Genomic DNA, 14,652 nt, shown 5'->3' with positions numbered 1-14,652 from the left:
CGGCTCCCCGACCGGGGCCCGGAGGTCGTAGGGTGACTGGTGAGTGCCCCGTAGTCCGACCACCCGCCCAGGTGGACAACCCCGCGATCCCCCTTGGCGGATCCGCGCCGACCGACACGATCCGGAGCTAGAGCGTGCCCCGTCAGGTCTTCTTCTACGACCAGCCCGAACGGTTCGTGGCCGGCACCGTCGGCCAGCCCGGCGCCCGGGCGTTCTACCTGCAGGCCAGCGCCCGGGGCCGGATCACCAGCGTGCTGCTGGAGAAGACCCAGGTCGCCGCGCTCGCCGAACGGATCGAGGAGGTCCTGGACGAGGCGCTGCGGCGCAGCGGGGGCGACTCCGCCATCCCGGCCGCCGCGCCCAAGGACCTGCTCGACACCGCCCCGCTGGACCTCCCGCTGGAGCAGGAGTTCCGGGTCGGCACCATGGCCCTGGCCTGGGACAGCGTGGACGCCTGCCTGGTGGTCGAGGCCCAGGCGCTGGTGGAGGACGAGGAGGAGGAGGGCGAGGAGGCCGCCTTCCAGGACGACGAGAACGGCCCCGACATGCTGCGGGTGCGGCTGTCCGGCGCGATGGCCCGGGTGTTCGCCAAGCGCGCGCTGGACCTGGTCGCGGCCGGCCGCAAGCCCTGCCCGTTCTGCAACCTGCCGCTCGACCCGGAGGGCCACCTGTGCCCGCGCGCGAACGGCTACCGGCGCTGAACACCGAGACCCCGCCGCAGGCCGACCCGGCGGCGGCCGCCGCCCTCGCCGCCGACGTGCCCACCGCGCTGGCGCTGCTGCGCCGGGGCGGGCTGACCGTGCACGGCCGGCTCACCGAGGCCTCCAACGCCGCGCTGTACTGCACCGTCGAGCACGACGGGCTGAGCGCCCAGGCCGTCTACAAGCCGGTGGCGGGCGAGCGCCCGCTGTGGGACTTCCCGGACGGCACCCTGGCCGGCCGCGAGGTCGCCGCGTACGAGTTGTCGGCGGCGACCGGCTGGGAGCTGATCCCGCCGACCGTGCTGCGCGACGGCCCGCACGGGCCGGGCATGGTGCAGCTGTGGGTCGAGCCGGACCCGGAGGCCGAGCCGCTGCTGGCGTTGCAGGACCCGGCCGGTCCGGAGGAGGGCTGGCTGCCGATCGTCCGGGCCGAGGTCGAGGGCGGCCGCACCGCGCTGCTGGTGCACCACGACGACCGCCGGCTGCGCCGGCTGGCGGTGCTGGACTCGGTGCTCAACAACGCCGACCGCAAGGGCGGCCACCTGATCCCGGCCGCCGACGGCCGGGTGTACGGCATCGACCACGGCGTCACCTTCAACACCGAGGGCAAGCTGCGCACCCTGCTCTGGGGCTGGGCGGGCGACCCGCTGCCCGCCGAGGCGCTGGAGGTGCTGGCCGGGCTGGCCGAGCAGTTGGAGGGGGCGCTGGCCGAGCGGCTGGCGCCGCACCTGACCGCCGCCGAACTGGCGGCCACCCGCGCCCGGGTGGCCGGGCTGCGGGATTCGGGCAAGCACCCGCTGCCCTCCGCGGACTGGCCCGCGATCCCCTGGCCGCCGGTGTAGCGCGGTGCCGCGGTGGAGCGCGGGTTCCGCGAGGGCGCGGGGTTCCGCCGGGGTTACCGGCCGGTGGTCTGGACCTGTCGCCGGAACAGGTCGCACACTGCTCCGATGGACGTGCGACGGACCACCCCCACCCCCCGAACCGCGCCGGACCTGCCGTTGCACCGCCTGCAGGTCCCACTGCCCCACGTGCTGCCCTTCGCGATCGGAAGTTTCGATGCGATCGGCCCGCTCTCCCGCGCCAACTTCCCCCACCGGCACTCGTTCCACGAGATCGTCATGGTCACCGGCGGCCACGGCGCCCACGTCCTGGACCTGGTCCACCGGGCGCTGGCGCCACCGCAGTTGTGCGTGATCACGCCTGGCCAGGTGCACCACTGGGCGGACGCCGAGGAGCTCACCGGCCGGGTCGTCCTGTTCAACGAGGACTTCCTGCTGGGGCACCCGCAGGACCTCGCCGCGCTGCGCGCCCTGGCCGCCCGCCCCGGCATCGCGCTCGGCGAACAGGCCGGCGCCATCGCCCGGTTGCTCGCCGACATGGAGCAGGAGTACCGGACCAGGGCGCCCGGCTACCAGGGCGTGCTGCGGGCCAGCCTGCACATCCTGATCGTCCGGGCGCTGCGCGCCTGCACCCCGGACGATCGGCCCGCGGTGCCCACCCGGCCGGCCGAACTGGCGGCCGCCTTCACCCGGTTGATCGCCAGGCCGGGCGGGGTGCGGCACTCGGTGGCCTCCACCGCCCAGGAACTCGGGGTCTCCCCGGGGCACCTGCAGACCCTGGTCAAGCAGGCCACCGGCCGCACCCCGGGCGGACTGATCCGCCGGCAGCAGACCCTGGAGGCCAAACGGCTGCTCGCCTGCACCGATCTGACGATTCGTCAGGTCGCCAAGGAGGCCGGCTTCGCGGACCCGGCGTACTTCTGCCGCTTCTTCCGGCGGGAGACCGGGATGACCCCGGGGGAGTTCCGGTCCAGGGTCGACGGAAATCACCACGATCCCCGGATCATGTCCATCGCCGTCGCTCCGGACGGTCCGTAACGTTCCTACTGGCCACCGGCGGCCGGTCCAGCGCGCGGACGGCGGCCGGTTCGGCCCTTGTCATGCCCCCACCATGGCAAGGGCCGCCCCCACCACCCCCCACGAAGGATCCACCGGAAGGAGACGGCGCATGCCCCCGTCCGACGGCATGATCAGCCGCAAGACCGTCCTCAAGGCCGCCGCCGCGCTCGGGGCCGCACCGCTGCTCGTCGGCGGCGGGGTCGCCCTGGCCCGCGACAAGGTCGGCGCCGGCCGGGTGCCCGGCCTGACCCCCGAGTGCCACGACGGGGACGACCCGACCATCGAGCAGATCGAGGGTCCGTACTTCAAGCCGGACTCCCCGCTGCGCAGCTCGATGGTGAACGACGGTCCGGGCACCCGGCTGACCGTCAGCGGCTACGTCTTCGGCCGCGCCTGCCGGCCCGTCCCCGGCGTGCTGCTGGACTTCTGGCAGGCCGACGACGGCGGGAACTACGACAACGCCGGCTACACCTTCCGCGGCCACCAGTTCACCGACGCCAACGGCGCGTACAAGCTGGACACCATCGTCCCGGGCCTCTACCCGGGCCGCACCCGGCACCTGCACGTCAAGCTCCAGGCCCCCGGCCGCCCGGTCCTGACCACCCAGCTGTACTTCCCGGGCGAGCCGCGCAACAACACCGACACCATCTACGACGCCCGGCTGCTGATGAACGTCCAGCAGAACGGATCCGGCGAGAACGCCACCTTCGACTTCGTGCTGGACGTGCCGCAGACCCCGGGCACCCCGAGCCCGACGGCCACCGCCACCCCGACCGGCACCCCGACCGGCGGGCCCACCACGCCGCCGAGCGGCAGCTGGGCCGCCGGCCGGGCGTACCACGCGGGCGACCGCGTCACCTACTCCGGCGCCTCCTACGTCTGCCTCCAGGCGCACACCGCCCTGGTGGGCTGGGAGCCGCCGAACGTGCCGGCCCTCTGGCAGCGGTCGTAGCGGCTCCGGCCGCTCCCCCGGGGAGCCGGGCGCCCGGTCGGCGGCAGGGCCGACCGGGCGCTCACCCGTGTCCGGAAACGATCGGACGGAGTCACCGGTCCAAAACAGAACGCGCTAGACCAGTCGCAGGGTGACCGGGTAACGACAGGAAGCTAATCCAGTCGATCTTCGTTACTGGTTAGGCTTTCAAATGTTCTCAAGGTTAAGGTCGATCCCATGCATGCCTGGCCCGCCTCCGAGGTTCCCGCCCTGCCTGGTCAGGGGCTCCCCCTCCACATCTTCGACACCGCAGCGGGCACGGTCCGCGAGGTCGTGCCGCAGGACGGCACCGCCCGGATCTACGTCTGCGGCATCACCCCCTACGACGCGACCCACATGGGCCACGCCGCCACCTACAACGCCTTCGACCTCGTGCAGCGGGTCTGGAAGGACGCCGGCCACGACGTCCGCTACATCCAGAACGTGACCGACGTGGACGACCCGCTGCTCCAGCGCGCCGTCGAGACCGGCCAGGACTGGGTGGCCCTCGCCGAGCGCGAGACCGCCCTGTTCCGCGAGGACATGACGGCCCTGCGGCTGCTCCCGCCGGCCCACTACGTGGGCGCCGTCGAGTCGATCCCGTGGATCGTCCCGATCGTCCAGAAGCTGCTGGCCTCCGGCGCCGCCTACCGGGTGGACGGGGACATCTACTACTCGGTCGACGCCGACCCGCACTTCGGCGAGGTCTCCGGGCTCACCCGCGAGGCCATGCGCCCGGTCTTCGCCGAGCGCGGCGGCGACCCGGACCGCCCCGGTAAGCGCGACCCGCTGGACGCCCTGCTCTGGCTGGCCGCCCGTCCGGGCGAGCCCGCCTGGGACACCGAGCTCGGCCACGGCCGCCCCGGCTGGCACATCGAGTGCGTGGCCATCGCCCTGCAGTACCTGGGCATGGGCTTCGACATCCAGGGCGGCGGCAGCGACCTGTCCTTCCCGCACCACGAGATGGGCGCCTCGCACGCCCACAGCGCCACCGGCTCCCACCCGTACGCCAAGGCGTACGTGCACGCCGGCATGGTCGGGCTGGACGGCCGGAAGATGTCCAAGTCCCGCGGCAACCTGGTCTTCGTCTCGGCCCTGCGCCGCGAGGGCGTCGACCCGGCGGCGATCCGCCTGGCGCTGCTCTCGCACCACTACCGCGCGGACTGGGAGTGGACCAAGGCCGTCCTGGACGAGGCGGTCGAGCGCCTCGCCCGCTGGCGGGCCGCCGTCTCCCGGCCGGACGGCCCGGCCGCCGAGCAGCTGCTCGCCGAGGTCCGCACCGCGCTGGCGAACGACCTGGACGCGCCCGCCGCACTGGCCGCCGTCGACCGGTGGGCCGCGCAGCAGGAGACGGAGGGCGGCACCGACATCGGCGCGCCCGGCCTGGTGAGCCGCACCGTGGACGCCCTGCTCGGCGTCGCGCTGTGAGGGTGACGCCCTGAGAACGTCGAAGGGGCGCCGGGACTTCGAGTCCCGGCGCCCCTTCGACGTACCCCGGCCCGGCGGGGCGGGGCCGACGAGGACTACTCGTCCTCGGCCCCCTCCTGGCTCTCCCGGGTCGTGCCCGGCCCCTCCGGCTCGGCCGGCCGCTCGGCCGTCGCGTGCCCGGACACCGGCTTCTCGCCGGTCGGGCCGACGTTCTCCCGGCGGCGCAGGTAGCGCTCGAACTCGCGCGCGATGGCGTCCCCGGAGGCCTCCGGCAGCTCCGCCGTGTCCTGCGCCTCCTCCAGCTGCTGGACGTACTCGGCGACCTCGCTGTCCTCGGCGGCCAGCTGGTCCACGCCCAGCTGCCAGGCCCGGGCGTCCTCGCCGAGCTCGCCCGGCGGGATGCGCAGGTCCAGCAGGTCCTCCAGCTTGTTGAGCAGCGCCAGCGTGGCCTTGGGGTTGGGCGGCTGCGCCACGTAGTGCGGCACCGCGGCCCACAACGTCACGGCCGGCACCCCGGCGTGGGTGCACGCCTCCTGGAGTACCCCGACGATCCCGGTCGGACCCTCGTAGCGGCTCTCCTCCAGGTCCAGCCGGCGGGCCAGGTCCGGATCGGAGGTGACCCCGCTGACCGGCACCGGGCGGCTGTGCGGGGTGTCGCCGAGCAGCGCGCCCAGGATCACCACCAGTTCGACGCCCAGCTCGTGCGCGAAGCCCAGCAGCTCGTTGCAGAACGAGCGCCAGCGCATGCTGGGCTCGATCCCGCGGATCAGCACCACGTCCCTGGTCACCGGCTCGGTCACCCGGACCACCGACAGCCGGGTGGTCGGCCAGGTGATCCGGCGCACGCCGCCGTCCAGCCAGACCGTCGGCCGGTTGACCTGGAAGTCGTAGTAGTCCTCGGCGTCCAGGGCGGCGAACACCTTGCCGCCCCAGGTCTCGTCCAGGTGCGCCAGGGCCGCGGAGGCGGCGTCGCCCGCGTCGTTCCACCCCTCGAAGGCGCAGACCATCACCGGGTCGATCAACTCGGGAACATCTTCCAGCTCGATCACCCAGCGTCTCCCTCCGGTCGGCGGTCGGACCGGCACCGCCCCGGCTGGCCCGCCGGGGCAACGACGGGCCGGCTGCCGCCTGTCGAACCTCTCGTCTCCCGTGGAACGGCTCGCTCCACGGTCCCTACCTGCCCAGCCTACGGGCTTTGATGCGCATGGCGGCCGGGCACCGGGACAGTCTGGGGGAGCGGGCCGCCGTGATCCAGCGGATATCCGGTCCGCGGCGGCTGACGCTGCGTCAGGCGGCCCGGCCCGGACGCACGGTGCCTGACCGGCGACGCTGCGCCATGGGGGGCGGGCCGGGCGCGGCGGCGCGATGATGGGGGCGGGGGCCGGGCGGAAGGGGCCGACCGATGAACCGACGGCTGTGGATCGGCGCGGGTGCGGGCGCGGCGGCGCTGGCCGGAACGGCGCTGCTGGCGGCGGACCGGGCCGGGCGCCGGCTGCCGGTGGAGCACGTCACCGAGGGCGGGCTGGAACTCGCCCAGCCGCCCGGCGCGGTCTGGGAGGTGCTGACCGACATCGACCTCTACCCGGCCTGGCGCCCGGGCCTCACCCACGTCGAACGGCTGCCCGCCGGGGCCGGCGGTCGCCCGCGCTGGCGCGAGTACGACCGGCACGGGCACACCACCTACGAGGTGGTGGCGAGCGAGGCCCCGTACCGGCTGGTGACCGGCATCGCCGACCGGGACCTGCCCTACGGCGGCACCTGGACGTACCACCTCACCCCGGCCGGGCCCGGCTGCTCGCTGACCGTCACCGAGCGGGGCGAGGTCCGCAAGCCGCTGTACCGGGCCGTCTCGCACTACCTGTCCGGCGAGGACGCCACCGTGCACCGCTACCTGGGCGCCCTGGCCCACCGGATGGCGGCCTGAGCCCCCGCGCTCCTAGGAGGGGTCCACCCAGCCGCGCCGGTACGCCGCCCAGTCCTCCGGCGTCGCGGCGAAGTCCACGTACAGCGCGACCCCGAAGTCGGCCCGCCGCAGGTCCTCCCGGCCCAGACCCAGCCGGACGCCCCGGACGGCCGCCGGGACGGTCTCCGCGTCGCCCCAGTGGCCCCACTTGTCGTCCCGGAAGAACGGCAGGCCGATCAGGAGGTCGACGTCCGGCGGGGTGGCGGCCAGGGCCAGCTCGGTCTGCCGGGCGACGTAGCCGCCGTACAGCGGCTCGGTCGGCATCGAGGTGTCGTAGGTCATCACCGCGATCTGGTCGACCCGGCGGGCGGTCTCCCGGAAGTACGCCTGGTCCCACCACTTGCCGTGGTCGGTGAGCAGGATGCCGGCCGTGTGCAGGCCGGGGACGGGGTCGATCTGCGGGGCCGCCACCGACAGCTTCGCGCCGCGGGCGGCCGTCACCGGGTGGACCAGGTCGAGCAGGGCGAGCCAGCCGGCCGAGCCGGGGCGGATCGGTTCCATGTCGAAGTGCACGCCGTCGAAGCCCTGGTCCAGTACCTGGGCGGCGGAGGCGGCGACCCGGTCCCGGGTGGGCGCGTCGTCGAGGTCCAGCGCGTCCCGCTCGGGCTTGACCTCGTCCCCCAGCCAGCCCTGCAGCCGCACCCCCGGCAGCGCCCGGTGGGCGGCCTCGGTGAACCAACGGGCCTTCGGGTGGACGGCGGGCGGCAGCGAGCCGTCGTGCTCCAGCGGCCCGGTGTGGACGTACAGGTCGCGCACGCCGGTGCCGGCCAGCTGCCGGGCCAGCGCGGCGACGTCGGCGTCGGTCTTGCGGCCGTCCACCCAGGCGTGGCCGAGCCAGACGGCGTCCCGGCCCCGGGTACGGGCCTCGGCGGCCGGTTCACCCGAGTAGTGCAGCCGGATCGCGACGAACAATGAGCCCAGCGCGGCGACCGGCACGGCCGCCGCCAGCCCCAGCGCCACCAGGGCACGGCCCCACCACGGCAGGCCTCTCCAGCGGCGCAGCGGAGCCCCCAGGGCCCGCCCGATCCGCCGCGCAACGCTCCCGAATCGGGTCACGCGATCGCTCCCCCCTCGCGGTCGAGCGCTCAGGATACGGAATGCACCCGCAGGCCGGGCCGTGGGCCGGATACTCTGGCCACGTGCGGGCCCGAGCAAGCGGGCTCGCAAAGCCGACAGCCGTCGCACCAGGGAGACGCCCCATGGCCACTGCAGCCAACCCGTCCATCACTCAGCAGAGCCGCGCGAACGCGTTGCGTGAAGCGCTCGCCACCCGGGTGGTGGTGGCCGACGGTGCGATGGGCACCATGCTCCAGGCCCAGGACCCGACGCTGGAGGACTTCCAGAACCTCGAGGGCTGCAACGAGGTCCTCAACGTCACCCGGCCGGACATCGTCCGCTCCGTCCACGAGGCCTACTTCGCGGTCGGCGTGGACTGCGTCGAGACCAACACCTTCGGCGCCAACTTCTCCGCCCTGGGCGAGTACGAGATCGCCGAGCGCATCTTCGAGCTGTCCGAGGCCGGCGCCCGGATCGCCCGCGAGGTGGCCGACGCCCACGCCGCCGACGGCCGCACCCGCTGGGTGCTCGGCTCGATCGGCCCCGGCACCAAGCTGCCGACCCTCGGCCACGCCCCGTACGAGACGCTGCGGGACGGCTTCCAGCGGAACGCGGCCGGCCTGATCGCGGGCGGCGCCGACGCGCTGCTGGTGGAGACCAGCCAGGACCTGCTGCAGACCAAGGCCGCGATCCTCGGCTCCAAGCGCGCCCTGGCCGAGGCCGGACTGGACCTCCCGGTGCTGGTGCAGGTGACGGTGGAGACCACCGGCACCATGCTGCTCGGCTCCGAGATCGGTGCCGCGCTCACCGCGCTGGAGCCGCTCGGCGTCGACTACATCGGCCTCAACTGCGCCACCGGCCCGGCCGAGATGAGCGAGCACCTGCGGTACCTGGCCAAGAACGCGAGGATCGGCCTGTCCTGCATGCCGAACGCGGGCCTGCCGGTGCTCGGCAAGGACGGCGCCCACTACCCGCTCTCCCCGGCCGAACTGGCCGACGCCCACGACGTGTTCACCCGGGAGTACGGCCTCTCGCTGGTCGGCGGCTGCTGCGGTACCACCCCCGAGCACCTGCGCCAGGTGGTCGAGCGGGTGCAGGGCCGTCCGATCGCGCCGCGCGAGCCGCAGCCGGAGCCCGCGGCCTCCTCGCTCTACCAGGCGGTGCCGTTCCGTCAGGACACCTCGTACCTGGCGATCGGCGAGCGCACCAACGCCAACGGCTCGAAGAAGTTCCGCGAGTCGATGCTGGCCGGCGACTGGCAGGCCTGCGTGGAGATCGCCCGGGACCAGATCCGGGACGGCTCCCACCTGCTGGACCTGTGCGTCGACTACGTCGGCCGGGACGGCGTCGCCGACATGAAGGAGATCGCGGGCCGGCTGGCCACCGCCTCCACCCTGCCGATCGTGCTGGACTCCACCGAGCCGCCGGTGCTGCAGGCCGGTCTGGAGGCGCTCGGCGGCCGTGCGGTGCTCAACTCGGTCAACTACGAGGACGGCAACGACCCCGACTCCCGCTTCGGGAGGATCGCCTCGCTGGCCCGTGAGCACGGCGCCGGCCTGATCGCGCTGACCATCGACGAGCAGGGCCAGGCCCGCACCGCCGAGTCGAAGGTCGAGATCGCCGAGCGGCTGATCGCCGAACTCACCGCCGACTACGGCATCGACGAGGGCTCGATCCTGGTCGACTGCCTGACCTTCACCCTGGCCACCGGCCAGGAGGAGTCCCGCCGGGACGGCATCGAGACCATCGAGGCGATCCGCGAACTCAAGCGCCGCCACCCGAAGGTGCAGACCACCCTCGGCCTGTCGAACATCTCCTTCGGCCTCAACCCGGCCGCCCGGGTGGTGCTCAACTCGGTCTTCCTGCACGAGTGCGTGGAGGCCGGCCTGGACTCGGCGATCGTGCACGCCTCCAAGATCCTGCCGATCTCCCGGATCCCCGAGGACCAGCGCGACGCCGCCCTGGACCTGGTGTACGACCGCCGCCGGGACGGCTACGACCCGTTGCAGCGCCTGCTGGAGCTGTTCGAGGGCGTCTCCACCGCCTCGGTGAAGGCCTCCAAGGCCCAGGAGCTGGCCGCGCTCCCGCTGGACGAGCGGCTGCAGCGCCGGATCATCGACGGCGAGCGCAACGGCCTGGAGGCCGACCTGGACGAGGCGCTGGGCGTGCGCCCGGCGCTGGAGATCATCAACGACACCCTGCTGGCCGGCATGAAGGTGGTCGGCGAGCTGTTCGGCTCCGGCCAGATGCAGCTGCCGTTCGTGCTCCAGTCCGCCGAGGTGATGAAGACCGCGGTGGCCCACCTGGAGCCGCACATGGAGAAGTCCGACAGCGAGGGCAAGGGCACCATCGTGCTGGCCACCGTCAAGGGCGACGTCCACGACATCGGCAAGAACCTGGTCGACATCATCCTGTCCAACAACGGCTACAACGTGGTCAACCTGGGCATCAAGCAGCCGGTCTCGGCGATCCTGGACGCCGCGCAGGAGCACAAGGCGGACGTGATCGGGATGTCCGGCCTGCTGGTGAAGTCCACCGTGATCATGAAGGAGAACCTGGAGGAGCTGAACCAGCGCAAGCTGGCCGCGAGCTTCCCGGTGATCCTCGGCGGCGCCGCCCTGACCCGCGCCTACGTGGAGCAGGACCTGCACGAGATCTACGAGGGCGAGGTCCGCTACGCCCGGGACGCCTTCGAGGGCCTGCGGCTGATGGACGCGCTGATCGCGGTCAAGCGCGGCGTGCCCGGCGCGGCCCTGCCGGAGCTCAAGCAGCGCCGGCACGCCAGGGTCGAGGTGGCGGAGCCGGAGCCCGAGGTCAACCTCGGCCAGATCCGCTCCGACGTCGCGCTGGACAACGCGCTGCCCGCCCCGCCGTTCTGGGGCGACCGGATCGTCAAGGGCATCCCCTTCGCCGACTACGCCTCCTGGCTGGACGAGGACGCGCTGTTCAAGGGCCAGTGGGGCCTCAAGGCCGCGCGCAACGGCGACGGCCCGTCCTACGAGGAGCTGGTGGAGACCGAGGGCCGGCCGCGGCTGCGGGCCTGGCTGGACCGGCTGCAGACCGAGGGCTGGCTGGAGGCGGCCGTGGTCTACGGCTACTACCCGGCCAACTCCAAGGGCGACGACCTGATCGTCTTCCACGAGGACGGCACCGAGCGGACCCGCTTCACCTTCCCCCGCCAGCGGCGCGGCCGCCGGCTCTGCCTGGCGGACTTCTTCCGCCCGGAGGAGTCCGGCGAGCGGGACGTGGTCGGGCTCCAGGTGGTCACCATGGGCAACCGGATCTCGGAGGCGGCCAACGAGCTGTTCGCCGGGAACTCCTACCGCGACTACCTGGAGCTGCACGGCCTCTCGGTGCAGCTGGCCGAGGCGCTGGCCGAGTTCTGGCACGCCCGGGTCCGCTTCGAGCTGGGCTTCTCCGGCGAGGACCCGCAGGACGTCAAGGACATGTTCGCGCTCAAGTACCGGGGCGCCCGCTTCTCGCTCGGCTACGGGGCCTGCCCCGAGCTGGAGGACCGCGCCAAGATCGCCGAGCTGCTCAAGCCGGAGCGGATCGGCGTGGTGCTCTCCGAGGAGTTCCAGCTCCACCCGGAGCAGTCCACCGACGCGATCGTGATCCACCACCCCGAGGCGAAGTACTTCAACGCGCGGTAACCCGTACGTCCTTCTCCGTTCGCTCTTTCCGGGCGAAGCGGGCGTATCGTGGATGATCCTGAACGGGCCGGTCCGCTGACCAGCGGGCCGGCCCGCGCCATCCCCGGGACCGTCCTGGGCGCAGCCGGAAGGACTTGCCATGACGACCAGCTCCACCGCCGCCCCGGCGCTCGACCTCGGGCACGAGCCCGGCCTCCAGGCGGTGCTGCTGGACATGGACGGCACGCTGGTGGACACCGAGGACTTCTGGTGGCAGGCCGAGGTGTCGCTCTTCGCCGAGCTGGGCCACCGGCTGGACGAGCAGGACCGGGCGCACGTCGTCGGCGGGCCGATGACCAGGGTGATGGAGTACCTGGTCGCCCGTACCGGGGTGGACATCGCCCCGGCGGACCTGGGGGTGCTGGTCAACCAGCGCTTCGTCGACCTGCTGGCGGGCGGGGTGCCGCTGATGCCGGGGGCCGAGCGGCTGCTCAACACCCTTGCCGCGCACGGCGTTCCGGCCGCGCTGGTGTCCGCCTCGCACCGGCACGTGATCGACATCGTGCTGCGCTCGCTGGGCGCCGAGCGGTTCGCCTTCACCATCGGCGGGGACGAGCTGCCGCGCACCAAGCCGTTCCCCGACCCGTACCTGGAGGCGGCCCGCCGGCTGGGCGCGGAGCCGGCCCGCTGCGTGGTCGTCGAGGACACCCCGACCGGGGTGCGGGCGGGCGAGGCGGCGGGCTGTCCGGTGATCGCGGTGCCCTCGGTGGCGCCGATCGAGCCGGCCCCCGGGCGGCTGGTGCTGCCGTCGCTGGAGCAGGTCGATCTCGAACTGCTGCGGTCGCTGGTCGCCTCGCGGGTCTAGGGCGTGTCTGACAATTCCCGCCGGGCGCGCGACGCCGGGGCACGCACCTCGCCGCGTTGTCGTCAGTCGCCGATGCTCCGCATGGACTCCCTCCTCCGCCTTGCGATGCACGCACCCCAACGCCGCACGCTGATCCGACGCGAATTGTCAGACACGCCCTAGGGCGTGCGCCATCCATCGGATGTGATTGTCATCTCATTGCGCCTCGACCCTACCGGCCGGTAGGCGGCCCGACCGGGCCCGCACCGGCGGTCCGGCCGGGAGAAAACGGGCAATGGCTGACAACTCGTCGGGCGCGCCGTGATGCCCTCAACGACCGTGTCCCAAACGTCATCTGCACGGGTATCGGTCGTGCGTGTTCGATATGGCACGCTACTCGGGTTCGCGACACCCCCGAAGGACGCTCCCGTGAAGACTTCAGCTGAACGCCTGGCAGCACTCGGCTGCGCCGGTCTGGTCGCCGTGACGGTGGCCGGTTGCGGATCGGTCACCGACGCCGTCAAGGGGGACAGCGGCGGCAAGTCCATCACCATGGGGACCGCCCAGCTCACCGGCGTGCTGGACCCCGCAGTGGTCTACGACTCCGGTTCCTGGCTGGTGCTGCGCAACACCTTCCAGTCGCTGCTGACCTTCCCGGCCGCCGCCAGCACGCCCACCCCGGACGCCGCGCAGTCCTGCGACTTCTCCGGCGGCGATGCCACCGAGTACCACTGCACCCTGCGGCCCGGCCTGAAGTTCTCCAACGGCCACCCGCTGACCGCCGAGGACGTGGTGTTCTCGATCCAGCGGACCAAGAAGATCAACGACGCGAACGGCCCAGCCGGCCTGCTCGCCTCGATCAAGAGCGTGGAGGCCAAGGGCGACAGCGAGGTGGTCTTCCACCTGGCGACCCCCGACGCCACCCTGCCGGCCAAGCTGGCCTCCCCGGCCGGCGCCATCGTCGACCACCAGGTCTACCCGGCCGACAAGGCGCTCGCCAACGACAAGGTGGTCGGCTCCGGCCCGTACCGCTTCGACTCGGTCGAGGGCATGGCCGGCGGCAAGCAGCTGGGCAAGGTCGTCCTGGTCCCCAACGACAAGTACAGCGGCGACGCCAAGCTGCGGAACAGCAAGTTCACCGTCCGGTACTTCGACAAGCCCGCCGACCTCAAGGCCGCGCTGGACAAGGGCGACGTCGACGTCACCGACAACAGCCTGGAGCCCAACACCGCCGCGCAGATCCGCTCCGACCAGCAGGGCGGCAAGACCGACCTCCAGGTGGTCGAGGGCGACAGCAACGACACCCGCTCGCTGGCCTTCAACACCAAGGACCCGGTGCTCTCCAACGTCGGCGTCCGCCAGGCCGCCGCCGCGCTGCTCGACCGCAAGGCGCTCGCCCGCGACGTCTTCGCCCGCACCGTCCAGCCGCTGTACGCGATGGTCCCGGCCGGCGTCACCGGCCACACCACCGCCTTCTTCGACCGCTGGGGCGACCAGGACGTGGCCAAGGCCAAGAAGGCCCTGACCGACAACAAGGTCCAGACCCCGGTCAAGCTCACCCTCACCTGGTCCCGCTCGCGGGCCGGCGGCGGCGAGGCCGAGACCATCAAGAAGCAGCTGGAGACCGGCGGCCTCTTCCAGGTGACGGTCCAGCAGGAGCCCGACTGGGACGCCTACAAGAAGGGCTGGACCGAGGGCAAGTACCAGGCGTACATCATCGGTTGGTTCGCCGACTACCCCGACCCGGACAACTACATCGCCCCGCTGCTGGTCGACGGCGGCGTCTTCCACACCGGCTGGGACGACCCGAGGATCAGCCAGAAGCTGATCCCGGACGGCCTCAAGCAGGCCGACCGCAGCGCCGCCTCGGCCGGCTACGCGCAGGTCCAGCAGATCGTCGCGGACACCGTCCCGCTGGTCCCGCTGTACCAGAACAAGTCCTTCTACGCGGCCCGTCCGGACATCACCGGCGTCGAGTCCACCGTCGACACCACCGGCTTCTTCCGCTTCTGGGAGATCAGCCGCAGCGGCAAGTAGCCCGCGACGCACGGCGGCACCCCCCCGCCCCCCCCCCCCCCCCAACAAGGTAGAAGTAGGGAGAACATCCATGGTGAAGACAACGACCTCGAAACCCTCCACCCAGCACGCGAACCCCATGGT

The 14,652-nt window shown here is 72.8% G+C and carries 11 protein-coding genes; 9 read left to right on the top strand and 2 right to left on the bottom strand.

All coding sequences use genetic code 11. From position 1 onward, the window contains the following. Window positions 1-134 precede the first annotated feature (134 nt). From ACZ58X_RS16575 to mshC, 5 genes are all read left to right on the top strand, one after another. On the top strand, window positions 135-701 hold the full coding sequence (locus tag ACZ58X_RS16575; protein WP_470334332.1) for a DUF3090 domain-containing protein: 567 nt from the start codon (window positions 135-137) through the stop codon (window positions 699-701). Continuing rightward, window positions 671-1,543: an SCO1664 family protein gene (locus ACZ58X_RS16570; protein WP_470334331.1), complete on the top strand. Its 873-nt coding sequence runs from the start codon at window positions 671-673 to the stop codon at window positions 1,541-1,543. Before ACZ58X_RS16575 ends, ACZ58X_RS16570 begins: the two co-directional genes overlap by 31 nt. A 105-nt stretch (window positions 1,544-1,648) precedes the next feature. Next, window positions 1,649-2,578, top strand: a complete 930-nt coding sequence (locus tag ACZ58X_RS16565; protein ID WP_470334330.1) for a helix-turn-helix transcriptional regulator — start codon at window positions 1,649-1,651, stop codon at window positions 2,576-2,578. A 73-nt stretch (window positions 2,579-2,651) separates the two neighbouring features. Next, window positions 2,652-3,551 (top strand): dioxygenase family protein, encoded by a 900-nt coding sequence (locus ACZ58X_RS16560; protein WP_470334329.1) that lies wholly within the window; start codon window positions 2,652-2,654, stop codon window positions 3,549-3,551. Between the two features lie 216 nt (window positions 3,552-3,767). Next, a complete protein-coding gene (mshC, locus tag ACZ58X_RS16555; protein ID WP_470334328.1) occupies window positions 3,768-4,997 on the top strand; it encodes a cysteine--1-D-myo-inosityl 2-amino-2-deoxy-alpha-D-glucopyranoside ligase in 1,230 nt (409 codons plus the stop codon). Window positions 4,998-5,092: 95 nt separating this feature from the next. Here mshC and ACZ58X_RS16550 read toward each other — a convergent pair whose 3' ends face one another. Continuing rightward, window positions 5,093-6,046: a PAC2 family protein gene (locus ACZ58X_RS16550; protein WP_470334327.1), complete on the bottom strand. Its 954-nt coding sequence runs from the start codon at window positions 6,044-6,046 to the stop codon at window positions 5,093-5,095. A gap of 353 nt (window positions 6,047-6,399) precedes the next feature. On the opposite strand from ACZ58X_RS16550, the gene ACZ58X_RS16545 reads away from it, so the two are divergent. Continuing rightward, entirely contained in the window at window positions 6,400-6,921 is a 522-nt protein-coding gene (locus ACZ58X_RS16545) for an SRPBCC family protein (RefSeq protein WP_470334326.1), read from the top strand. Window positions 6,922-6,933: 12 nt separating this feature from the next. Here the strand turns inward: ACZ58X_RS16545 and ACZ58X_RS16540 are convergent, their stop codons facing one another. Further along, window positions 6,934-8,016, bottom strand: coding sequence for a glycoside hydrolase family 18 protein (locus tag ACZ58X_RS16540; protein ID WP_470334325.1), 1,083 nt, complete (start codon window positions 8,014-8,016; stop codon window positions 6,934-6,936). 143 nt (window positions 8,017-8,159) lie between these two features. Here ACZ58X_RS16540 and metH point away from each other — a divergent pair, with 143 nt between their 5' ends. The 3 genes from metH to ACZ58X_RS16525 all read left to right on the top strand — a co-directional run bounded on the left by metH (window position 8,160) and on the right by ACZ58X_RS16525 (window position 14,529). After that, on the top strand, window positions 8,160-11,669 hold the full coding sequence (gene metH / locus ACZ58X_RS16535) for a methionine synthase (protein ID WP_470334324.1): 3,510 nt from the start codon (window positions 8,160-8,162) through the stop codon (window positions 11,667-11,669). A 139-nt stretch (window positions 11,670-11,808) separates the two neighbouring features. After that, window positions 11,809-12,513, top strand: a complete 705-nt coding sequence (locus tag ACZ58X_RS16530; RefSeq protein ID WP_470334323.1) for an HAD family hydrolase — start codon at window positions 11,809-11,811, stop codon at window positions 12,511-12,513. A 408-nt stretch (window positions 12,514-12,921) separates the two neighbouring features. Then, entirely contained in the window at window positions 12,922-14,529 is a 1,608-nt protein-coding gene (locus tag ACZ58X_RS16525) for an ABC transporter substrate-binding protein (protein WP_470334322.1), read from the top strand. Window positions 14,530-14,652: the final 123 nt, after the last annotated feature.

This window comes from Kitasatospora sp. NPDC040550 (assembly GCF_055594965.1).
Note: the sequence above shows the minus strand (reverse complement) of the source record. Positions and strands in the feature narration are given on the sequence as shown.